The following is a 22,972-nucleotide window of genomic DNA, read 5'->3' on the forward strand; positions in this document are numbered from 1 at the left end:
TCTTATAATAGAGAAGGATTAAAAAGACATTAGGAGTTGGACATGTTGAAAAAACGACAAGATTTACGTAATATAGCAATTATTGCCCACGTTGACCATGGTAAAACAACACTTGTTGACCAGTTATTACGTCAAGCGGGGACTTTCCGTGCGAACGAACACGTTGAAGAACGCGCAATGGATTCAAATGATCTAGAAAGAGAACGCGGTATTACAATTTTAGCGAAAAATACAGCGATTCACTATGAAGATAAAAGAATTAACATTTTAGATACACCTGGTCACGCTGACTTCGGTGGAGAAGTAGAACGTATCATGAAAATGGTTGATGGTGTTTTACTTGTTGTTGATGCATATGAAGGTTGTATGCCACAAACACGATTTGTTTTAAAGAAAGCTCTTGAGCAAAACTTAACTCCAATCGTAGTTGTAAACAAAATTGACCGTGACTTCGCTCGTCCAGATGAAGTAGTTGATGAAGTAATCGACTTATTCATTGAGCTTGGTGCAAACGAAGATCAATTAGAGTTCCCAGTTGTATTTGCATCAGCAATGAACGGAACAGCAAGCTTAGATTCAAATCCAGCAAATCAAGAAGAGAATATGAAATCATTATTCGATACAATTATCGAACATATTCCAGCACCAATTGATAACAGCGAAGAGCCACTTCAATTCCAAGTAGCACTTCTTGATTACAACGACTATGTTGGACGTATTGGAGTTGGTCGCGTATTCCGCGGTACAATGAAGGTTGGACAACAAGTTGCTTTAATGAAAGTAGACGGAAGCGTGAAGCAATTCCGCGTAACGAAATTATTCGGTTACATGGGATTAAAACGTCAAGAAATTGAAGAAGCAAAAGCAGGGGACTTAGTAGCCGTTTCTGGTATGGAAGACATTAACGTAGGTGAAACAGTATGTCCAGTTGAACATCAAGATGCGTTACCATTATTACGTATTGATGAGCCAACACTACAAATGACGTTCCTTGTAAATAACAGCCCATTTGCAGGTCGTGAAGGTAAATACATTACATCTCGTAAAATTGAAGAGCGTCTTCGTTCACAATTAGAAACAGATGTAAGTTTACGTGTAGATAATACAGATTCTCCTGATGCGTGGATCGTATCTGGACGTGGGGAACTACATTTATCTATCTTAATTGAAAACATGCGTCGTGAAGGTTATGAATTACAAGTATCTAAGCCAGAAGTAATCATTAAAGAAGTTGATGGCGTAAGATGTGAGCCTGTAGAGCGCGTACAAATCGATGTACCTGAAGAATACACTGGTTCTATTATGGAATCTATGGGTGCACGTAAAGGTGAAATGTTAGATATGGTGAATAACGGAAACGGTCAAGTTCGCCTTACTTTCATGGTTCCAGCACGTGGTTTAATTGGTTACACAACAGAATTCTTAACATTAACTCGTGGTTACGGTATTTTAAACCATACATTCGATTGCTACCAACCAGTACACGCTGGACAAGTTGGTGGACGTCGCCAAGGTGTTCTAGTTTCACTTGAAACAGGAAAAGCATCACAATACGGTATTATGCAAGTTGAAGATCGTGGTGTAATCTTCGTTGAACCAGGTACAGAAGTATATGCTGGTATGATTGTCGGAGAACACACTCGTGAGAACGACTTAACAGTTAATGTTGTGAAAATGAAACAACAAACTAACATTCGTTCTGCGACGAAAGATCAAACTTCAACAATGAAGAAACCACGCCTAATGACTTTAGAAGAATCATTAGAGTACTTAAACGATGACGAGTTCTGTGAAGTAACTCCAGAATCAATTCGTCTACGTAAAAAGATTCTTGATAAGAGTGAGCGCGAAAGAGCTGCTAAGAAAAAGAAATCTGTTGAAGCGTAAAAATAAAAAAACAACGCCCTTTATAAAGGGCGTTGTTTTTTTATTTTGTTTATTTTTTAGAATATTTACTCTTTTTTGTGGACAGTATTTTTTTTGCGAGTTACTCTTGTATTAAGTGTATAAAGAAAATTGCATTTTACTGCTAGGGGGGAAGAGTGTGTTAGAAAGGATGTCTTTTTTTGCAAAATTGTGTAAGGTAGATGAAAATCCAGAGTTAGGAATGTGGTTACTTTATGGGACGATTATTATATTAAGTGCTCTCGTTTATAATTTAGGGTTTGCTAGAAAGTTGTCTGTACTAAAAAATATTGTGATATACATATCATTAGCAATTGGATGCACAGTATTAACCTTTTTTGCTGTGTTTTTACCTGTTGGAGAAGGACTTGTTGTAGCGGCAATTGTACTTGGAATTTATAGACTGCGTTTGCGTCAAGCGAAACAACAAAAAGCAGGATAAGAAAGGGGAGTTTTCATGCGTTCAGTACAAGATGCACTATATAATTGGTTAACAATTAAAACAGTTGCGGAAGCACGTCCAGATGATAGTGCTGCAAAAGAAACATATTTGTTATTTCAAAATATGGTATATGAAGAACATAAATTAAGAAATGTGGAAGTCGAAAAGAACGAGGAAATGTATTTAATTACATATGAAATAAATGGAGAACGGAAATCTGCAAGGTTTCCGTTAGAAGCCATTGATTGTTTTTTGGATCAGATGAATCGTGAACCAGAAAAATATAAATAAGTCCTTATCTATATGAGTAAGGACTTATTTACATTTTACCAATCATCTTCGATTTTTTTATCACGATATAATCGGAAATTACCACTTGCATGACGTTCCATTGTACGCTCTGCAATTCGTTCCGAACATTCCATGCACATATATGTATGAATAGGGCGATTACGCAGTTTTTTTGCCATAGGATTTTCATCATCTAACATATCTTTTTTATCACAAATCATACATTTGACTCTCATTTCGTCACCTCAATACGAATTCTATCAGTATAAGTATATCATGGAAGTATAATGTTTTTGAATAATAGTGGGAAAAAATAATATTTTCGCAATTCGAAAAATAAGTTATGATAAGGATATACCAAGTATATTTGGAGGTGAAAATATGGCGAATGTAGTAGAGCCTACCTTAACAGAGGATTTAGTACAAACGTTGCGTAAAGAGTGTATTGTTATGATAGCAACGACAGATTTCGAAAAACAAGTTCCTAACGTAAGTGCTATTTCTTGGGTGTATGCAGTGAGTAAAACTAGTATTCGATTTGCAGTAGATCAACGTTCACGTATTGTGGAAAATATACGTCATAATACAGGTGTGGTATTGACTATAATGGCGAATGAATCCGTATTTTCTATAAGTGGTGCAGGTGAAATTTTGACAGATAGAATGGAAGGTATTTCTCTAAAATTAACTGTAATAGAAGTAAAGGTGCAAGAAGTGCGTGATGTTATGTTTTATGGAGCGAAACTTGCAATTGAACCAACATATGAAAAAACATATGATCTTCGGGCAGCGAAAAAGCTGGATAACGAAGTCTTAGTAGGGATAAGAGAATTATAAAGATGCTAAATAAGAAATTCGTTTATTCACTTTTGTAGTCGGTTATTGTGATTTAACGTTAATAATTATAATAAAAAGTAATATATTGAATAGAAATGAATAAAGAATAAATAAAAGGTTTAATGACTATGATTTTCGATTCTACCTCGTTTACACGGTACATATAATTATAACAATGGTTCGTCCATATTTTATGGATGAAACCCTTGTTCTACAAATTTAAAAGTGGAGTCAGGGGGTAACAGGTTGGATAAAATTTATGTGTTAGATACGAATGTACTTTTGCAGGATCCTTTATCTATTTTTTCATTTGAAACCAATGAAGTAGTGATTCCAGCAGTTGTATTAGAAGAGGTTGATTCGAAAAAACGTTATATGGATGAAGTAGGAAGAAACGCTCGTTATGTATCTAAGTTAATAGATAAATTTCGTGAAATAGGAAAGCTGCATGAAAGTATCCCGCTAGAAAACGGCGGAACATTTCGTATTGAATTGAACCATCGTTCATTTGTGCAACTACAAGATATTTTTGTAGAAAAAACAAATGATAATCGAATTTTAGCTGTAGCAAAAAATCTATCTTTAGAAGAACAGGAAAAAGAGGACGGGAAGTCTGTTATTTTAGTAAGTAAAGATGTACTCGTAAGGGTAAAAGCTGATGCAATTGGTTTGAAGGCTGAAGATTATTTAAGTGATCGCGTAATTGAAGTAGAAAATATATATTCTGGTTTTTTAGAAGGATATATATCAAAAGAACAATTGGATTATTTTTATGAGAAAGGTGAATTGCCTCTATCTGAAATTGCGAATCATCCTTTTTACCCAAATCAATTTGTAGTAATGAAAGATGCATTAGGGGGCTCTAGTTCTGCGCTTGGCATTGTGGATCACTTAGGGAAGAAGGTAAAGAAACTTATTTTTCACAATGAACAAGTGTGGGGGATACGACCACGAAACGTGCAGCAAATTATGGGATTAGAATTGTTGCTTCGTGAAGATATTCCGCTTGTAACGTTAACGGGGAAAGCCGGCACAGGAAAAACGTTACTTGCGTTAGCTTCGGGACTTATGCAAACAGAAGACTTAGGGTTATATAAAAAATTACTTGTGGCAAGACCAATTGTTCCAGTCGGAAAAGATATCGGTTATTTACCAGGAGAAAAAGAAGAAAAATTAAGACCATGGATGCAGCCAATTTTTGATAACCTAGAGTATTTATTTAATACGAAAAAGCCAGGAGAGTTAGATGCTATTCTAGCTGGAATGGGTTCGATTGAAGTAGAAGCCCTTACTTATATACGCGGGAGAAGTATTCCAGATCAGTTCATTATCATTGACGAAGCACAAAATTTAACAAAGCATGAAGTGAAAACGATATTAACTAGGGTAGGGGAAAAGAGTAAGATTGTATTGATGGGAGATCCTCAGCAAATTGATCACCCATATTTAGATGAATATAATAATGGCTTAACGTATGTTGTAGAGAAGTTTAAAGAACAGCGTATTAGTGGTCATGTGAAGTTTGTTAAAGGAGAGCGATCTAATTTAGCTCAACTAGCAGCAGATTTATTGTAAAAAAGGAGTGAGCTTAAGCTCACTCCTTTTCTTTAAATAATTGTAAATTTACGGATGTTACGGATTGGATTTTGTTGATTAGATCCATCATTGAAATAGAGATGAACAGGCCCGTCTTCTTTTAATGGTTTTCCTTCTTTTGAAAAGCCTAGTATAGCATTTTTGACAGTTTCTAATGGAAGTGTCATTGTATGATCTACCGTTTCAATTTCAACTTGCGTAGCGTCCTCTAAAATTTCAGCGTTAGCAAGGAATGGATGAAATGGTATACCAAATGTTCCAGTAATCAGCTGTTCTTTTTTATATTTCTTCACACTTTGTTGTATTGGAGGAAAAGCGGCACCATCACGGATTTCGCGATCCCAATGTTCTGAAGTGTTTTTTAAATAAGTTTCTAGTTCAGACGTGTTTTCTCTAGTTTCATCAAAGTAAGTTGTCAAATCTACTTTTCGATCATCAAAGATCCAAACAGTTGGATCAATAGTGATTGGAAAACGTACTTTTCCGTTAATAAATAAAATTTCGCTCATTGTTGTTCCCCCATTTGTGTTATACTCCCACTTTTCAGTATAATAGTATTAGACACTGTTGTCACAAAAAATGTTTCTATTGCAATTTATTAAAACTATCGCTAATATTAATAGATAGGATAGAGGAGAGTAGGACGGAAACGGAGGGAATCAATTTGGCGTCTGAGACAGTAGCAAATCATCAGGAAAAGGCACTAGCCCTTCTACAAGCGGATGCAGAGAAGATTTTAAGACTTATTAAGGTGCAAATGGACCATCTTACAATGCCGCAATGTCCATTATATGAAGAAGTGTTAGACACACAAATGTTTGGACTATCCCGCGAGGTCGATTTTGCAGTTCGCCTTGGTCTTATTGCAGAAGAACAAGGGAAAGCAATGTTAGGTGAGCTCGAACGTGAGTTATCTGCACTTCATGAAGCATTTACAAACAAACAACAATAACGGGTTCAAATAAGGGGGCTCAAACTAAATTAGTTTGAGCTTTTTATTTGTATAATAAAGCAGGAAGAATCAATGTACATATGGAATACAACAATAATTAAATTGAAACAGAAAGAGGAAATGAAATGAAAAAAGTATGGAAATCAATGGATTATTCATTGTTACTTCCTCTTGTTATCTTATGTGTGCTGGGGGTAATAATGGTATATAGTTCTAGTTCCATTGTTGCGATTTCGCGATTTGATAAACCAGCAAATTTCTTTTTTAAAAGACAATTAATTACTTTAGTTGCTGGGACAATAGTATTAATAATTATTGCTACTATCCCATATAAAGTTTGGAGAAAACGAATTTTTTTGTTGGGGAGTTACGGTGCTAGTGTTGCTTTATTAGCTGCAGCTGCCTTTTTCACTAAGTCAGTAAACGGTGCAAACGGATGGATATTTGGAATACAGCCTGCGGAATTTGTAAAGATAACGGTTATCCTCATATTAGCTCATTTTTTTGCGAAAAGACAAGAAACGAATACACCTGTTTTCAAAGGGTCAGGTCCAGTACTCATTGGTGTTGGTATAATCATGTTTTTAATATTAAAGCAAAATGATTTAGGTACTGATTTGTTAATTGCAGGAACAGTAGGAATTATGTTCCTTTGTTCGGGAGTACAGGTTAACTTATGGATTAAACGAATTGCTTTAACTTCTATAGTATGGATTCCGGCACTATATCTTCTTGGCAATTATGCATTAAATCCATATCAAAAGGCACGTTTTTCTGTTTTCCTTGATCCGTTTAATGATCCTCAAAAGGATGGATTCCAATTGGTAAATTCATTTATTGGAATTGCTTCTGGAGGGCTTAATGGTAGGGGATTAGGAAATAGTGTGCAAAAGTATGGTTATTTACCAGAACCACAAACGGATTTTATTATGGCAATTATATCGGAAGAACTTGGTTTTATAGGCGTAGCAATCATTTTGATTTGTTTATTGCTTATAATTATTCGATCATTTAGAGTCGCACAAAAGTGTACAGATCCATTTGGAAGTTTAATAGCTATCGGAATTGCAAGCTTGTTTGGAGTTCAAACGTTTATTAATGTTGGTGGTATGTCTGGAGTAATACCACTTACCGGAGTACCATTACCGTTTGTCAGTTACGGTGGTAGTTCTTTATTAGCTAATCTACTTGCGATGGGGATACTACTCAATATTGCTAGTCACGTGAAACGACAAGAGAAACAACAGAATGGATTAATGAAAGAAAAAGAACAAAATGGACCACATCTTGTAGTTGTAAAATAAAAACACATTGTGCTTTAGAGCATGATGTGTTTTTATTTTTAAGTAGTTTTAAATGTGATGTATTAATATATCTTTCGGTTAAACGATATATCACATTTAGTTTAATGTGATATACAATTAAGTTGTTAGAAAAGGAAGAGGTATGCTATACTATTTTTGTGAAACAAATTGCACAGAAAACTTATCATTTGTTAAAAAATAAGGTATGATGGATAAAAATAAAGTGAAGCTTTCTAAGTATAATATAATGTGGAAAGTGAAGAACTTCACGCTTTTTAAGGTGTGTATATATTTTATCTCTAGAGTGGTAGGAAAGTAGAGGGGGAAAATCATGACAAAGCTGCAACGTATTCAAAAAGTATTGGTAGCTAACCGTGGAGAGATTGCAATTCGTGTGTTTCGAGCTTGTTCGGAACTTGGATTAAAAACAGTTGCAATCTATTCTAAAGAGGATAGTGGTTCTTATCATCGCTATAAAGCCGATGAGTCCTATTTAGTTGGGGAAGGAAAAAAACCAATTGATGCTTATCTAGATATTGAAGGCATTATTGAGATTGCAAAAAGTAATCATGTAGATGCAATCCACCCTGGATATGGTTTCTTGTCAGAAAATATTCAATTCGCTAAACGTTGTGAAGAAGAAGGAATTATCTTTATCGGTCCGAAAAGTAAGCATTTAGATATGTTTGGAGATAAAGTGAAAGCAAGAACACAAGCGCAGCTAGCACAAATTCCAGTTATACCTGGTAGTGATGGTCCAGTAAATTCATTAGAAGAAGTCGAAAAATTTGCTGAAAAGTATGATTACCCGATTATTATTAAAGCATCCCTTGGGGGTGGCGGTCGTGGTATGCGTATTGTGCGTACTAGTGAGGAATTAGGAGAATCATATAATCGAGCGAAATCAGAAGCGAAAGCAGCCTTTGGTAATGATGAAGTTTACGTCGAAAAATTCGTTGAAAAACCTAAACATATAGAAGTACAAATTTTAGCAGATGAAGAAGGCAATGTTGTTCATTTATACGAGCGTGACTGTTCTGTACAACGTCGTCATCAAAAAGTTGTAGAAATTGCACCGAGTGTATCACTTTCAGATGATCTGCGTCAGCGTATTTGTGATGCTGCTGTGAAGTTAACGAAAAATGTAAATTATTTAAATGCAGGAACAGTAGAATTCCTTGTAAAAGATGATGAGTTTTACTTTATTGAAGTAAATCCACGTGTTCAAGTAGAACATACGATTACAGAAATGATTACGGGAGTAGATATTGTTCAATCACAAATTTTAATAGCTGATGGACATGCATTACATAGCAAAATGGTAGGTGTTCCGAAGCAAGAGGAAGTAGTTGTACATGGATTTGCAATTCAATCTCGTGTAACAACTGAAGATCCGCTAAATAATTTTATGCCGGATACAGGAAAAATTATGGCGTATCGATCAGGCGGTGGTTTTGGTGTACGTCTTGATACAGGAAATAGCTTCCAAGGTGCAGTTATTACACCGTACTACGATTCTTTACTTGTAAAAGTTACAACTTGGGCACTTACTTTTGAGCAAGCTGCTGCAAAAATGGAACGTAACTTAAAAGAATTCCGTATTCGTGGTATTAAAACAAATATTCCATTCCTAGAGAATGTAGTAAAACATAAAAACTTCTTATCAGGAGAATATGATACTTCATTTATCGATGCGTCACCTGAATTGTTCTTGTTCCCGAAACGTAAAGACCGTGGAACGAAAATGTTAAATTACATTGGTACAGTAACAGTAAATGGTTTCCCAGGGGTAGGTAAAAAAGAAAAACCAATATTCCCAGATGCTCGTATTCCATGTTTAAAACATTCAGAGCCAATCCAAAATGGAACGAAACAAATTTTGGACGAGCGTGGAGCGGACGGATTAGTAAAATGGGTACAGGATCAAAAGCGTGTACTTTTAACGGATACAACATTCCGTGATGCACACCAGTCATTACTTGCAACTCGTATTCGTACAAAAGATTTACATCAAATTGCGGAGCCAACAGCGAGAATGTTACCGAACCTATTCTCAGCGGAAATGTGGGGCGGTGCAACATTTGACGTTGCGTATCGTTTCTTAAAAGAAGATCCATGGGAACGATTACTAGATCTTCGTGAAAAAATGCCGAACGTGTTATTCCAAATGTTACTTCGTTCTTCAAACGCAGTTGGATACAAAAACTATCCAGATAATTTAATTCAAAAATTTGTGGAATGTTCTGCTCAAGCAGGCATTGATGTATTCCGTATTTTTGATAGCTTAAACTGGGTGGAAGGCATGAGAGTTGCAATTGACGCTGTACGAGACACTGGTAAAATTGCAGAAGCAACAATGTGCTACACAGGGGATATTCATGATCCACTGCGTAGTAAATATGATTTAAATTACTATAAAAATTTAGCAAAAGAGTTAGAAGCATCAGGAGCTCACATTTTAGGTATTAAAGATATGGCGGGCTTACTAAAACCAAATGCAGCATATGATTTAGTTTCTGCATTAAAAGAGACAGTGTCGATTCCAATTCATCTGCACACGCACGATACGAGTGGAAATGGTATATTAACGTATACGAAGGCAATTGAAGCGGGTGTTGATATCGTCGATGTAGCAGTGAGTTCTATGGCTGGTCAAACGTCACAACCAAGTGCGAACACGCTATACTATGCATTAGGTGGAAACGAAAGACAACCAGATGTTAATATAGATTCTTTAGAAAAACTATCTCATTATTGGGAAGATGTACGCAAATACTATGCACCGTTTGAAAGTGGTATGAATGCGCCGCATACAGAGGTATATATGCATGAAATGCCGGGTGGGCAGTATAGTAATCTTCAGCAACAAGCGAAGGCGGTTGGTTTAGGAGATCGCTTCGATGAAGTGAAAGTAATGTACCGCCGTGTGAATGACATGTTTGGAGATATTGTAAAAGTAACGCCATCATCAAAAGTTGTTGGTGATATGGCATTATTTATGGTTCAGAACCATCTGACAGAACAAGATGTTTTAGAGCGTGGACATGCGATGGACTTCCCAGGGTCTGTTGTTGAAATGTTCTCTGGTGATTTAGGTCAACCGTACGGTGGTTTCCCGAAAGAATTACAAAAGATTATTTTAAAAGGGAAAGAGCCATTAACAGTAAGACCAGGTGAATTACTAGAGCCAGTAGATTTCGAAGCGTTAAAAGAAGAATTATTCCATAAACTTGGACGCGAAGTAACGATTTTTGATGTAGTGGCATATGCTTTATATCCAAAAGTATTTATGGATTATGAAAAAGTTGCTGAGCTTTATGGAAATGTATCTGTACTTGATACACCGACGTTCTTCTATGGTATGAGACTAGGTGAAGAAATTGATGTAGAAATTGAACAGGGTAAAACATTGATGGTTAAACTAGTATCAATTGGAGAACCTCAGCCGGATGGAAACCGTGTTCTTTACTTGGAATTCAACGGTCAACCACGTGAAATTATCGTGAAAGATGAGAGTGTAAAAGCAACAGTTGCACAACGTGTGAAAGGAAACCGTGAGAATCCAAATCATATTAGTGCAACGATGCCAGGAACGGTAATTAAAGTAGTTGTAAAAGAAGGCGACGAAGTGAAAAAAGGCGATTCTATGGCAATTACAGAAGCGATGAAAATGGAAACGACAGTTCAAGCGCCGTTCAATGGTAAAGTGAAGAAAGTATATGTTAACGATGGTGATGCAATTCAAACGGGTGATTTACTTATTGAATTAGATCACTAAAATAAAAAAAGGGCTGTGTAAATACAGCTCTTTTTTTATTGCAAAAAAATCCCTTGCCAATTCGGCAAGGGATTTTAGTTTTATATTATTTTGTTTGTTTAGAAGTTGATGCAGCTTCTTTTGCATTCACTTTACTTCTTGTTCCTAACATAACTAAATAGCATAGTACAGCAAACAAGCAAGAAATAAATAGAGAATGTAACAATGCCATCGCTAAACTAGCGTTTGTAAATACAACTAAAACTCCTACTACAGCTTGAAGTGTAACAAGGATAAATGAAATGATCCATCCCCAATATACGACAGGTTGCTGTTTGTAATGGCGAATAGCGAGAATCATCGCGTATAGTATCCAAGCGAAAATTAACATCGCTGCAACTCTATGGCCCATTTGAACCCATTCATGTAGTTGAGTTGGCATAGGTCTGTTTTTGCTACATAAAGGAAAGTCTGGACAGGCTAAGCTAGCTCGTTCGTGACGTACTAAAGCGCCTGTGTAGACGACGATATAACTGTAAATTGTTACACCATAAATATGAAATTTCATTTTTTTGTCCATAATAAGTGAACGTGCATCAAATTTTTGGTCAATTTCAAAGATAAGACACGTTAATAAAATGACAGAAGCAAATGAAATTAAGGAAATACCGAAGTGGATAGCAAGTACAGCTGGCATTTGGCCCCAAACAACTGCTGCTGCTCCCATTAATGCTTGTGCAACTAAAAATACGAAGGATAAAATTGCTAACGTTTTTGTTTCACGCACATGTTTATAATATTTCCAGGACAAAATACAAAGGAGAGTGACAAGAATTCCAGCTGATCCTGATGTTAATCGGTGGCTAAGTTCAATAATAGTTTCCATTGATAAATTAGATGGAACAAATTCACCGTTACAAAGTGGCCATGATTTACCACAACCTTGACCAGAACCTGTTTTTGTAACTAAAGCGCCTCCTAATAAAACTATTAATAAATCAAGGCTTGTAATGACTGCTAACCATTTAATAAAGCGTTGCAATCTCTTTCACCATCTTTCTGCTATGAAGTTATTGCGAAATATTTTCATTCCATTATGTATAGAATAAAACGCGCTAGTTCCTATGATATATAAAAAATAATAAAATAGCAAAGAAATGGAGGAGGAAGGAAATGGGGAGAAAACAGGTGTAAAAACAGGGTTCCCAAGGAAAATTTTGGGTGAAAAATAGGCTATTTTGAAAAGAAATGGGGAGAATACGTGTTAAATAGGACAAAATAGTTTATTATAGAAGGTAACATCATGTTATGATAAGGACAAGTCAGAATGAAGTTTTTTATATTCGACACAAAAAGTTCATGTTTTCTTCACAAAATGTTCGGGAAATATGATTTAATATATTGGAGTATGAGCGTAGATTAGTAGTAGAATGGGTTAACAATGTTTCTACTGTAATAATATTGCTATATAGAAGCGAATTATTTCATTTGAAATATGCGCAAAAAGAAAGATGAAAGTTTTAAGAGGGGGTTAGAGTGATGAACCATGCAACAAGTGAGCTGCATGATGAGTCCGCTGTTACAAGTGTACCGGAAACAACTCGGTTACAAGATTTAAAAGCACTCGTTAAAATGGGGATTGTAAACTCAAATACACTTACTGTATTTACAGGATTTTGGTTGGCATTACACTTTAATGGATTAAGTGTAATGGACAATCTGGATAAGTTATTCTTTACAATCGTTGGTTCTGGATTAGTTATGGCAGGGGTATGTTGTTTAAACAACTACATTGATCGAGACATCGATCCATTAATGGAAAGAACAAAGACCCGTCCAACGGTTACTGGAAAGTATAAACCAGGATTTGCACTTACATTTGGACTAGTCATATTACTTCTTGGTTTTGTATTTTTATTATTAACAACACCAATGGCAGTCTTAATGGGATTTATTGGTGCTTTCACATATGTTGTTCTATATAGTTTATGGACAAAGAGAAAGTATACACTAAATACTGTTGTAGGTAGTATATCTGGTGCAGTTCCTCCTTTAATTGGATGGGCAGCAATCGATCCATCTTTAGGCCATCCAATTGCTTGGATGTTATTTTTAATTATGTTTATTTGGCAAATCCCACATTTCCTTGCATTAGCAATGAAACGTGTTGATGAATATCGAAATGCAGGAATTCCAATGCTTCCTGTAGTTCATGGATTTGAAATTACGAAACGCCAAATTATGATTTGGACAGTATGTTTATTACCACTACCATTTTATATGAGTGGACTAGGGATAACATTTATGGTAATTGCAACACTGCTTAACATCGGATGGATCGTTTTAGGATTTTATGGCTTCCGTAAGAAAGATGACATCAAATGGTCCGTGCAAATGTTTGTTTATTCCCTAAATTATTTAACAATCTTATTTGTATCAATGATTGTAGTTACATTCTTCTAAGACAACGACATAATTGGATTTCTTTACGTTGAGATTTACTTTACTTAACTATAAAGTACAATCTAATTCACAAGGAAAGTGGGGGTTGTTTGTATGAAGAAACAGTGGCGACTGCTTTCGTTCGTTTCACTGCTGGCTTTACTGTTAGGGGGATGCGGTAAAGCCTTTCAATCTACTTTAATTCCGCAAGGAGAAGTAGCAAAAATGCAATATGATTTACTTCTACTGGCGAGTGCAATCATGGTAGGAGTAGTACTAGTAGTTACTATTATTTTCTTATATGTAATTGTGCGTTTCCGACAAAAGAAAGGTCAGGAAGATTATATTCCAGAGCAAGTTGAAGGGAATCACAAGCTAGAAATTATATGGACAGTTATTCCGATTATTCTTTTACTAATCTTAGCTGTTCCAACAGTTACATATACATTCAAACTTGCTGATGTAAGTGCGATGGAGAAAAAGAATATTGATAAAGATACTATCGTTGTTGATGTAACAGCGAATCTTTATTGGTGGGAATTTTCTTATAAATCAGAAAAGATAGTAACTTCGCAAGATTTGGTCATCCCCACAGGTAAGAAAGTGTATTTAAATTTGAAGGGTGCCGATATTAAACACTCATTTTGGGTTCCATCTTTAGCAGGGAAAATGGATACAAATACAGACAATGTGAACAAAATGTGGTTAAAGGCAGATAAATCGGGCACTTATAATGGTTTTTGTACAGAATTTTGCGGCCCATCACATTCTTTAATGCAATTTAAAGTGAAAGCTTTAGATGAAAGCGAGTACAAAAAATGGCTTGCTGATATGAAGAAGATTGATGGGAAGAAAGAAGTAGCTTCAACAAAGGCGCAAGAGGGCCAAGAAATATTTAATAAAAGCTGTATTGGTTGTCACGCAGTTGGATCTAATGATAGTAGACCACCTTCCGCTCGTATCGCACCAAACTTAGCAAACTTTGCGGATCGCGATATGGTTGCCGGTATTGCCGAAAACAATGAAGAAAACTTAAAAAAATGGCTGAAAGATCCTGAAAATATGAAGCCAGGAAACAAAATGACTGGCAAATATGGCAACTTAACGGATGATCAAATTGATGCATTAAATGCATACTTACAAACGTTAAAAGTTGAAAAGTAAAGAGGGACTATTCGCGAAGGGGAGGTTGAAAACGTGAGTTCTGTAGCAAAAAAACAGGGGATGGGTGCTGTCATATGGGATTATTTAACGACAGTAGACCATAAAAAGATTGCCATTCTCTATTTAATTGCAGGTGGATTGTTTTTTGTAATAGGCGGAATAGAAGCTCTATTTATTCGCCTTCAATTAGCGATTCCTAACAACGCTTTTCTTGTTGGGGATGCTTATAATCAAGTATTAACGATGCACGGTACAACAATGATTTTCCTCGCAGCTATGCCACTCGTGTTTGCATTTATGAACGCCGCTGTACCACTTCAAATTGGTGCACGTGATGTAGCGTTCCCGTTTTTGAATTCACTCGGATTTTGGTTATTTTTCTTTGGTGGAGTATTTTTAAATTTAAGTTGGTTTTTAGGTGGAGCACCTGATGCAGGATGGACATCTTATGCATCTTTAGCTTTAGCCTCTAAAGGTCATGGTGTTGATTTCTATGTACTCGGCTTGCAAATCTCAGGTATTGGTACACTAATTGGAGGAATTAACTTCCTTGTAACCATTATTAATATGCGCGCTCCAGGAATGACGTATATGCGTATGCCGATGTTTACATGGACAACATTTGTAACATCTTCGCTTATATTATTCGCTTTTCCGCCGTTAACTGTAGGATTAGGACTTTTAATGTTAGATCGTTTATTTGGAACAAGTTTCTTTAATCCGGCATTGGGCGGGAATACAATTATATGGGAGCATTTATTCTGGATTTTCGGTCATCCAGAAGTATACATTCTTATACTCCCAGCTTTCGGAATATTCTCAGAAATCTTCGCAACATTTTCGAAAAAACGATTGTTTGGTTATTCATCGATGGTGTTTGCGACTGTATTAATTGGATTTTTAGGATTTATGGTATGGGCGCACCATATGTTTACTGTTGGACTTGGTCCAGTTGCTAATGCTATTTTCTCAGTCGCAACAATGGCGATTGCGGTTCCGACGGGTATCAAAATATTCAACTGGCTCTTTACAATGTGGGGCGGAAGTATTCGTTTTACGACACCAATGATGTGGGCAGTAGCTTTCATTCCATCATTCGTAATGGGTGGAGTTACAGGGGTTATGCTAGCATCTGCACCAGCTGATTATCAATTTCATGATAACTATTTCGTAGTAGCGCATTTTCATTATGTAATCGTTGGCGGTGTTGTATTTGGTTTGCTTGCAGGAGCTCATTATTATTGGCCACTGATGTTTAATAAAGTATTAAATGAAACATTAGGAAAGATAACGTTTTGGCTATTCTTTATCGGCTTCCATTTAACTTTCTTTATTCAGCATTTCCTTGGCTTGATTGGTATGCCACGCCGTTACTACACATATCTTGAAGGGCAAGGGTTGGAAATGGGGAATATGATTAGTTCCATCGGAGCGGTGTTTATGGCTCTTGGAACGATTGTTCTTCTATTCAATGTAATTAAAACGACAGTATCAAAAGAAAAAGCTGGTCGTGATCCGTGGGATGCACGTACATTAGAATGGACAATGCCAGCACCGACACCAGAATATAACTTTAAACAATTACCATTTGTTCGCGGATTAGATCCGTTTTGGATTGAAAAACGTGAAGGTAATAAAGAAATGACAGCAGCGGAACCAGTTGGTGATATTCATATGCCAAATCCTTCGTTTTCACCATTTGTCATTTCTTTCGGATTGTTTATAGCGGCATTTGGTGCGATGTATATGCAGGGCGGAAAAGATAAGTTCTGGTTATTAGTAGCAATTATTGGTTTAATCATTACATTTGGCACAATGTTCCTACGTTCAGTAATTGATGATCATGGGTATCATATTCATAAAGAAGATTTAGAGGATAAGGGGGGCAAGGCATAATGCATGTAGATGAAAAATTAACGAATGAAACATTTCCAGCAGAGCCTGAAAAAGCAACCCTTGAAGGGAAAAATAAGTTTGTCGGTTTTTGGTTATTTCTTGGAGGCGAAACAGTGTTGTTCGCTTCCTTATTCGGAACATATTTAGCGTTAAAGAATTCTACAAATGGTGGACCAACATCTCAAGAGATGTTCCAAATGCCACTCGTTTTCATTATGACGATGCTTTTATTAACGAGTAGCTTAACGAGTGTATATGCGATGTATCACATGAAAAACTTTAACTTTAAGAAAATGCAGCTTTGGTTACTAGTAACAGTATTGCTAGGTTTAGGGTTTTTAGGATTTGAGATATATGAGTTTTATCATTATACACATGAATTTAAGCATACTATGAGAAGTAGTGCGTTTGGCTCTGCGTTTTATGCTCTTGTTGGTACACATGGACTCCACGTATTGTTTGGGTTATGTTGGATTTTAACATTAATCTTTAGAAATGCGAAGAGAGGTCTAAATTTATACAATGCACCGAAGTTTTATGTTGCATCGATTTATTGGCACTTTATTGACGTAGTTTGGGTGTTTATTTTCACTGTAGTATATTTAATGGGAATGGTGGGATAAACAATGGCGATAAAGCAAACGAATAATCCTAAAGTTGATCTTGTTTATCGGAAGAGAAAAAGTGCGGAGGAAATGAGGCATCAAGTTATTACGTTTGCATTAATGATTTTTTTAACATTAGTTGCATTTGTAGCGGTGGCGTATCCAAAAACTTTTAGTCCGATTTTCTCTGTACCGTTTATTTTACTATTAGCAGTGGTACAAGTAATTTTTCAATTGTATTATTTTATGCATATGAGTCATAAAGGACATGAAGCAGCAAGTTTCTTTCTTTACTCTGGTCTGCTAATAGGGTTAATTACAATTTTAGCTTTTATGACAATCGTGTGGATTTGAAAAGTGAAAAATAAGGGAGCTTGTGTTGTCACAGCTCCCTCTTCATATTATGAGATAACCTTACGAAGGTAGGTGTGAAAATGAGTAACTTGTGGATATTTGGTTTTCAGGCTTTATGGAGTCCAATCTTTTTATTATTTATGCTTTCGATTCTTATTGGGTACTTCTTAATTATTGGGCCATATAGAATGCGATTTGAAAATGCGACGAAGGTAAGTAAGAAGCAAATTTTTTATTTTACGACTGGTATTGTTCTTTTGTATTTTGTAAAGGGAGGGCCTATTGATTTAATTGGCCATATTATATTTAGTGCTCATATGTTTGAAATGGCAGTCATGTATATTGCAGTTCCACCGTTACTGTTGCTTGGTATACCAATTTGGTTATATCGTTACATTACTTCTTTTAAGTTTGTTCAAATTATATTAAAGGCATTTGCTAAACCGCTTATTGCGTTATTTGTATTTAACGGCCTGTTTTCTTTTTATCATTTACCAGTTGTTTTTGATACGGTAAAACAAAGTCAAATAGCTCATCCTATTTGTCTCGCTATATTGTTTTTTACAGCAATCATGATGTGGTGGCCGATGTTAAATCCATTACCAGAATATCAAACGTTAAGTGATATAAAGAAACTTGGTTATATGTTTGCTAACGGCATATTATTAACGCCTGCATGTGCGTTAATCATTTTTGCGACAGCCCCGTTATTTGCAACGTATACGGATCCGGCTGCTTGGATGAAAGCGATGGAACTATGTGTACCAGCGGGCACTTTATCAGATTTAAATATAACGGGACCAGAATTTTTGCACTGGATGCCAGTCGTACAAGATCAGCAAACTGGTGGTATCATAATGAAAATTGTCCAGGAAATAGTGTACGGTACAATTATAGGCTATGTATTCTTTAGATGGGCACGTAGAGAACGTGAAAAGGATAAGGAGCAGTTGCAACAATTGCCGCCGTATTTACAGATTAAGTAAAAAAGTGTATGGGATTCCATGCGCTTTTTCTTTTTAGCTACCTTAAAAAGATTGAATTTTCTAACTTTTTATGTTAAGTTAGTGTAGGCGTGTACTAAAAGTGGAGATAAAATTTACTACTAGCTTTCATGCGTAATAATTCCATATGTAGTGCAAGTTTTTTAGAGAGTTACAAATATATATTGTTATCTTTAATAAACACGAACTATTTTAAGGGGGAGTTTAAATGGGTAGTAGTGGAAGTATGGTAAAGCCGATTAGTGGTTTTTTGACAGCACTAATTCAATATCCAGTACCAGTAGTAGAATCGCGTGCAGACATTGATAAACAAATTCAACAAATCATAAAAACAATTCATTCGACCAAATCAGGTTACCCTGGTTTAGAATTGATAGTATTTCCTGAATATAGTACACAAGGGCTCAATACAAAAAAATGGACTACAGAAGAATTTTTATGCACAGTGCCTGGGCCAGAAACAGACTTATTTGCTGAGGCATGTAAAGAATCTAAAGTATATGGTGTTTTTTCAATAATGGAGAAAAATCCTGATGGTGGAGAGCCATATAATACAGCAGTTATTATTGATCCACAAGGTGAAATGATTTTGAAGTATCGTAAGCTAAATCCTTGGGTGCCAGTCGAGCCTTGGAAAGCTGGAGATTTAGGCTTACCTGTTTGTGATGGACCTGGAGGAAGTAAATTAGCTGTTTGTATTTGTCATGATGGCATGTTCCCTGAAGTAGCTCGTGAAGCGGCCTATAAAGGTGCAAATGTCTTAATTCGTATTTCTGGATATAGTACACAAGTTAGTGAACAATGGATGCTAACCAATCGTTCAAATGCATGGCAGAATTTAATGTATACATTGTCGGTAAACTTAGCGGGTTATGATGGCGTATTTTATTACTTTGGTGAAGGACAAGTATGTAATTTTGATGGGACTACTTTAGTACAGGGACATCGAAATCCTTGGGAGATTGTTACTGCTGAAGTATATCCAGAACTAGCAGATCAGGCTAGATTAGGATGGGGATTGGAAAATAATATATATAATCTAGGTTCAAGAGGATATGTAGCAACTCCTGGTGGGGTGAAAGAAAATCCATATACGTTTGTAAAAGATTTAGCTGAAGGTAAATATAAGGTTCCTTGGGAAGATGAGATTAAAGTAAAAGATGGATCTATTTATGGATATCCAGTAAAAAAAACGATTCATTCTTAGGGAAGGGAAATAAAACAAGCGCATCATATTGATGCGCTTGTTTTTGTTAATCAATAATTTGAAATTCTTTTAACTCTTTTTCGACATTTTGTAGGAGTTGTTCGCTTTTTTGAAGTACATTCGTTGGGAAAGTCTCATCATCACCATATTCAACGCCGTGAGGATAATAATGTTTTCCTAATAAGGGGGGAAGTAGTTTTACTTCAGCGTGTCTACTGCCAATGTCACCTTCAACAGCAACTCCTTGCACTCGTAAATAATAAACATCCTTTAATATTTCAAATTTATAATCGTATGTAACTCGCTCATAATCCCACTGTCCGGCAAGTACGAAGTGGTTGTTTTCCATGATTTCAGTTAAAAGAGTTAATTCAACGACGGCTCCATTAAATTTCGTATTTTTAAATTGCATATAATACCTCCTTTTTTAATGTTACACCATTATTTTTATAATAGTATGAATAATAAGAAAGTGCAATTCATATTGAGAGAAAAGGGATAATCCAGACTTTTTTCACAAAAATATGATATAGTGAAAAGAGTACGGTACACACAAAAAGAAAGAAAAGGATTTGTGTATATCTCAATTTTATGTTTTGTTCAGGAGGTATATCGTTTGAAGAAATTATTGCGTATCGTAATGATTACATTTTTAATTTTAGCTGTTGATTTATACGGGAAATTACTCGTTTCACAATATATATTAACCCCATCTCAATCAAAGCAAGAAAATAAAATTGTGAAAAAGAAAAAGCAAATTAAGGAAGACTCCTCAGACACTGTTTTAAATATGATTGGTGAAGACTCTGAAAACTTATTAGCGAAGTGGGGAGAACCCTCTCGAATAGAGCCATCTGCATACGGATATGAATGGTGGGTATACAACCAGGATTTAACTCAGTATGTTCAATTTGGAGTTTCTGAACGTAAAGTTGTAACGGCATACGCAGCTGGTGAACAAGTTAAGGTTCCACCTTATTATATAAATGAAAAATATGAAGAAGTATATAAAAAAAGTCCGCTTTCGCATGAAATTTCATTAAAAAGAGGGAAAAATAGTTATCAATTTGAGCTATCTGATACCGAAGTCATGGAACAACCGTTAATACCTGTAGAAGATGGATGGGCGCAATTGTATTTTGATCAATTTACACATGAGCTTGTTGGTGTTCGTTATATGGATGATGAAACTTTATTACGCCAAAGACCGTATCAGCTCGTTTATTCAGGTGAATTAATAGCAGAACAACCATTGACTCCAGAAAAAATAAAACAAGTAGAAAATGGGAATATGCAACAAATTTTTGATTTAACAAATATCATTCGAAGTCGTCATAAATTACCATTATTAACATGGGATCAGGAAACAGCAGATGTTGCTGTTGGTCACAGTAAAGATATGAAAGACAATAATTATTTTTCTCATGACTCACCTACATTAGGTACACTAGGAGATCGTTTGCAGCGCGGGAAAGTAGGATTTCAACTTGCTGGTGAGAACATAGCGGCGCAACATAGTGATGGAATTGCGGCAGTGCAAGGTTGGTTAAATAGTGAGGGGCATAGAAAGAATTTATTAAATGAACAATTTACAGGATTAGGTGTTGGTGTATACGATAAATTTTATACACAAAACTTTATTCGAAAATAAAGTGAAATTGTAAGCGGTGGGGTGTTAACATCACCAAATTAGTTACTTCGTATTCACTGAATTGTAGATGGGAATCTGACCGTATGCAAATAGCAGAAAAAAAGGTGCATGAATCGTCTAAAAATAGGCGAACCATGCGCCTTTTTTTTCTTACTATATAGTAGATATACATGGAGAGGTGAGGATTATGCCAACAACAAAAGGACCGTTACATCCATCGGTTCAACAGTTTAAAGAATTTGTAAACCATCACCCTAAAATGGTTCATGAGGTTAGAAGTGGTCATAAAACATGGCAACAATTTTATGAAGAATGGTACTTACTTGGTGAAGAAGATCCAATATGGGCAACTTATAGACCGGATGGAGCGCCTGCGTTTTCTTCGGTAAAAGAAAATAAAAAAGAAAAAGATAATCGAACTGAAGAGGAAAAAACTGCTGATGTGATGGGGCAAATGCTTTCTTTTTTTAAAAAGTTGGACGTGGAACAAATGCAGAACCATTTAGCCAATGTGACGAGTGCAATTGGGAGCGTGCAACAAGTTATTCAGCAATTTCAAGGTAACCGTACGCAGCAAGAGCAAAGTACTTCAGAAAATAACCCGTTTTTCTTTCAAAAGGATTAGGGGGAAGGATGATGAGAGCAGAAATTATGGAGTTTATAAAGGCTGATGAGGATTTATCTCGCTATATTAGAGAGCAACCGTACTGGTATAGAAAATTAACACGAAATCCTGAAGAAAAAGAGGCTTTTGAGTTAGCGGCGATGCAACATTTCAAAAAAACAATACCAGATAAAGTGGAAAAGTTTCAAAATCAATTGGCCGTTGCTTCGATCATGATTGATATGTTTCAGTATATGAAGCAACAAAATGCAACCTAATTGGAAGTGAAAAATATGTCCGTCATGCAGAACTTTTGTTACAATAGAGGTTGATTATTTAAAAAGGAGTTGCAGCATGACGGAAATTTGTTTAGTACGACATGGACAAACTGATTGGAATTTTCAAGAAATTATTCAGGGGCGAGAAGATATTCCGCTTAATGAAGTTGGTAAGAAGCAAGCGAGTCAGAGTGCAGCTGCTTTACAAGAAGAAACGTGGGATATCATTATAAGTAGCCCGTTAATTAGAGCGCAAGAAACGGCTAATGAAATTGCAAAGACAGTTGGATTACAATCGATTTTATTAGATGAGCGATTTGTTGAACGGAATTTTGGAGAAGCTTCAGGGAAGCCGGTTGCGGCTGTTAGAGAGTTGATTGCTGAAGGTAAAGTAGAAGGTATGGAGCGAGATGAAGAGATTGTAGCTCGTTGCTTTGCTGCTTTAGAAGATGTTGCGACAACTCATTTTGGCAAACGTATTATTATTGTTGCTCACTCACACGCGATAAAAGCGATTTTACATGCCATTGAACCAGATGAAATTACATTTAAGACACCATTAAAAAATGCGTGTATTAGTTATGTGAAACAAAATAGTGGAAAGTGGGATGTTCTTAAATATAATATAGCGGAACATATTAATGTATAAGTGTGTACGGATATAGTGTAAAAATAGTTTCATT

The 22,972-nt window shown here is 35.9% G+C and carries 23 protein-coding genes; 19 read left to right on the plus strand and 4 right to left on the minus strand.

Annotation, left to right across the window (positions count from 1 at the left end; all coding sequences use genetic code 11):
• Positions 1-42: 42 nt before the first annotated feature.
• The 3 genes from typA (at position 43) to ACTFP3_RS14505 (ending at position 2,638) form a co-directional block, all read left to right on the plus strand.
• On the plus strand, positions 43-1,887 hold the full coding sequence (typA, locus tag ACTFP3_RS14495; protein WP_000914762.1) for a translational GTPase TypA: 1,845 nt from the start codon (positions 43-45) through the stop codon (positions 1,885-1,887).
• A 157-nt stretch (positions 1,888-2,044) separates the two neighbouring features.
• Positions 2,045-2,347 carry a YlaH-like family protein gene (locus ACTFP3_RS14500; protein WP_000893662.1) on the plus strand — a complete coding sequence of 101 codons (303 nt, stop codon included), beginning with the start codon at positions 2,045-2,047 and terminating at the stop codon, positions 2,345-2,347.
• Positions 2,348-2,362: 15 nt separating this feature from the next.
• Positions 2,363-2,638 carry a hypothetical protein gene (locus ACTFP3_RS14505; RefSeq protein ID WP_001258151.1) on the plus strand — a complete coding sequence of 92 codons (276 nt, stop codon included), beginning with the start codon at positions 2,363-2,365 and terminating at the stop codon, positions 2,636-2,638.
• A gap of 35 nt (positions 2,639-2,673) precedes the next feature.
• Here the strand turns inward: ACTFP3_RS14505 and ACTFP3_RS14510 are convergent, their stop codons facing one another.
• Positions 2,674-2,874 carry a YlaI family protein gene (locus ACTFP3_RS14510; protein ID WP_002082250.1) on the minus strand — a complete coding sequence of 67 codons (201 nt, stop codon included), beginning with the start codon at positions 2,872-2,874 and terminating at the stop codon, positions 2,674-2,676.
• A 145-nt stretch (positions 2,875-3,019) separates the two neighbouring features.
• Between ACTFP3_RS14510 and ACTFP3_RS14515 the strand changes: the two genes are divergently transcribed.
• Both ACTFP3_RS14515 and ACTFP3_RS14520 read left to right on the plus strand, forming a co-directional pair.
• On the plus strand, positions 3,020-3,475 hold the full coding sequence (locus ACTFP3_RS14515) for a pyridoxamine 5'-phosphate oxidase family protein (RefSeq protein WP_000024596.1): 456 nt from the start codon (positions 3,020-3,022) through the stop codon (positions 3,473-3,475).
• 246 nt (positions 3,476-3,721) lie between these two features.
• Positions 3,722-5,050 (plus strand): PhoH family protein, encoded by a 1,329-nt coding sequence (locus ACTFP3_RS14520; RefSeq protein ID WP_000358083.1) that lies wholly within the window; start codon positions 3,722-3,724, stop codon positions 5,048-5,050.
• Positions 5,051-5,082: 32 nt separating this feature from the next.
• Here the strand turns inward: ACTFP3_RS14520 and ACTFP3_RS14525 are convergent, their stop codons facing one another.
• On the minus strand, positions 5,083-5,580 hold the full coding sequence (locus ACTFP3_RS14525; RefSeq protein ID WP_001289809.1) for a hypothetical protein: 498 nt from the start codon (positions 5,578-5,580) through the stop codon (positions 5,083-5,085).
• Between the two features lie 155 nt (positions 5,581-5,735).
• Here ACTFP3_RS14525 and ACTFP3_RS14530 point away from each other — a divergent pair, with 155 nt between their 5' ends.
• From ACTFP3_RS14530 to pyc, 3 genes are all read left to right on the plus strand, one after another.
• Entirely contained in the window at positions 5,736-6,023 is a 288-nt protein-coding gene (locus ACTFP3_RS14530) for a YlaN family protein (RefSeq protein WP_000135694.1), read from the plus strand.
• A 125-nt stretch (positions 6,024-6,148) separates the two neighbouring features.
• Positions 6,149-7,327 carry an FtsW/RodA/SpoVE family cell cycle protein gene (locus tag ACTFP3_RS14535; protein ID WP_016123290.1) on the plus strand — a complete coding sequence of 393 codons (1,179 nt, stop codon included), beginning with the start codon at positions 6,149-6,151 and terminating at the stop codon, positions 7,325-7,327.
• A gap of 331 nt (positions 7,328-7,658) precedes the next feature.
• Entirely contained in the window at positions 7,659-11,105 is a 3,447-nt protein-coding gene (gene pyc, locus ACTFP3_RS14540) for a pyruvate carboxylase (RefSeq protein WP_000164085.1), read from the plus strand.
• A gap of 85 nt (positions 11,106-11,190) precedes the next feature.
• Here the strand turns inward: pyc and ctaA are convergent, their stop codons facing one another.
• A complete protein-coding gene (gene ctaA, locus ACTFP3_RS14545) occupies positions 11,191-12,126 on the minus strand; it encodes a heme A synthase (protein WP_001188742.1) in 936 nt (311 codons plus the stop codon).
• 497 nt (positions 12,127-12,623) lie between these two features.
• Between ctaA and ctaB the strand changes: the two genes are divergently transcribed.
• The 7 genes from ctaB to ACTFP3_RS14580 all read left to right on the plus strand — a co-directional run bounded on the left by ctaB (position 12,624) and on the right by ACTFP3_RS14580 (position 19,756).
• Positions 12,624-13,547 carry a protoheme IX farnesyltransferase gene (ctaB, locus tag ACTFP3_RS14550; protein ID WP_001015058.1) on the plus strand — a complete coding sequence of 308 codons (924 nt, stop codon included), beginning with the start codon at positions 12,624-12,626 and terminating at the stop codon, positions 13,545-13,547.
• Positions 13,548-13,640: 93 nt separating this feature from the next.
• Entirely contained in the window at positions 13,641-14,690 is a 1,050-nt protein-coding gene (coxB, locus tag ACTFP3_RS14555) for a cytochrome c oxidase subunit II (RefSeq protein WP_000745268.1), read from the plus strand.
• A gap of 60 nt (positions 14,691-14,750) precedes the next feature.
• Positions 14,751-16,586 (plus strand): cytochrome c oxidase subunit I, encoded by a 1,836-nt coding sequence (ctaD, locus tag ACTFP3_RS14560; RefSeq protein ID WP_153578907.1) that lies wholly within the window; start codon positions 14,751-14,753, stop codon positions 16,584-16,586.
• A complete protein-coding gene (gene ctaE, locus ACTFP3_RS14565) occupies positions 16,586-17,209 on the plus strand; it encodes a cytochrome c oxidase subunit III (protein WP_000557861.1) in 624 nt (207 codons plus the stop codon). Before ctaD ends, ctaE begins: the two co-directional genes overlap by 1 nt.
• Positions 17,210-17,212: 3 nt before the next feature.
• Positions 17,213-17,545, plus strand: coding sequence for a cytochrome c oxidase subunit IVB (ctaF, locus tag ACTFP3_RS14570; protein WP_000985706.1), 333 nt, complete (start codon positions 17,213-17,215; stop codon positions 17,543-17,545).
• An 80-nt stretch (positions 17,546-17,625) separates the two neighbouring features.
• On the plus strand, positions 17,626-18,531 hold the full coding sequence (gene ctaG, locus ACTFP3_RS14575) for a cytochrome c oxidase assembly factor CtaG (RefSeq protein ID WP_000069022.1): 906 nt from the start codon (positions 17,626-17,628) through the stop codon (positions 18,529-18,531).
• A 226-nt stretch (positions 18,532-18,757) separates the two neighbouring features.
• Positions 18,758-19,756: a formamidase gene (locus ACTFP3_RS14580; protein WP_000535802.1), complete on the plus strand. Its 999-nt coding sequence runs from the start codon at positions 18,758-18,760 to the stop codon at positions 19,754-19,756.
• A gap of 46 nt (positions 19,757-19,802) precedes the next feature.
• Here the strand turns inward: ACTFP3_RS14580 and ACTFP3_RS14585 are convergent, their stop codons facing one another.
• Positions 19,803-20,168, minus strand: a complete 366-nt coding sequence (locus ACTFP3_RS14585) for a YugN family protein (RefSeq protein WP_025709069.1) — start codon at positions 20,166-20,168, stop codon at positions 19,803-19,805.
• 204 nt (positions 20,169-20,372) lie between these two features.
• Between ACTFP3_RS14585 and ACTFP3_RS14590 the strand changes: the two genes are divergently transcribed.
• The 4 genes from ACTFP3_RS14590 (at position 20,373) to ACTFP3_RS14605 (ending at position 22,938) form a co-directional block, all read left to right on the plus strand.
• Entirely contained in the window at positions 20,373-21,407 is a 1,035-nt protein-coding gene (locus tag ACTFP3_RS14590; protein WP_000735378.1) for a CAP domain-containing protein, read from the plus strand.
• A 187-nt stretch (positions 21,408-21,594) separates the two neighbouring features.
• Positions 21,595-22,032 carry a YlbD family protein gene (locus ACTFP3_RS14595; protein ID WP_001143346.1) on the plus strand — a complete coding sequence of 146 codons (438 nt, stop codon included), beginning with the start codon at positions 21,595-21,597 and terminating at the stop codon, positions 22,030-22,032.
• A gap of 11 nt (positions 22,033-22,043) precedes the next feature.
• Positions 22,044-22,289, plus strand: a complete 246-nt coding sequence (locus ACTFP3_RS14600) for a YlbE-like family protein (protein WP_001200990.1) — start codon at positions 22,044-22,046, stop codon at positions 22,287-22,289.
• Between the two features lie 76 nt (positions 22,290-22,365).
• Positions 22,366-22,938 carry a histidine phosphatase family protein gene (locus ACTFP3_RS14605; RefSeq protein ID WP_000134946.1) on the plus strand — a complete coding sequence of 191 codons (573 nt, stop codon included), beginning with the start codon at positions 22,366-22,368 and terminating at the stop codon, positions 22,936-22,938.
• The last annotated feature ends 34 nt before the right edge of the window (positions 22,939-22,972 follow it).

Origin of the sequence: Bacillus cereus group sp. MYBK5-2 (genome assembly GCF_051915685.1) — a bacterium.
Classification (GTDB): domain Bacteria; phylum Bacillota; class Bacilli; order Bacillales; family Bacillaceae_G; genus Bacillus_A; species Bacillus_A cereus.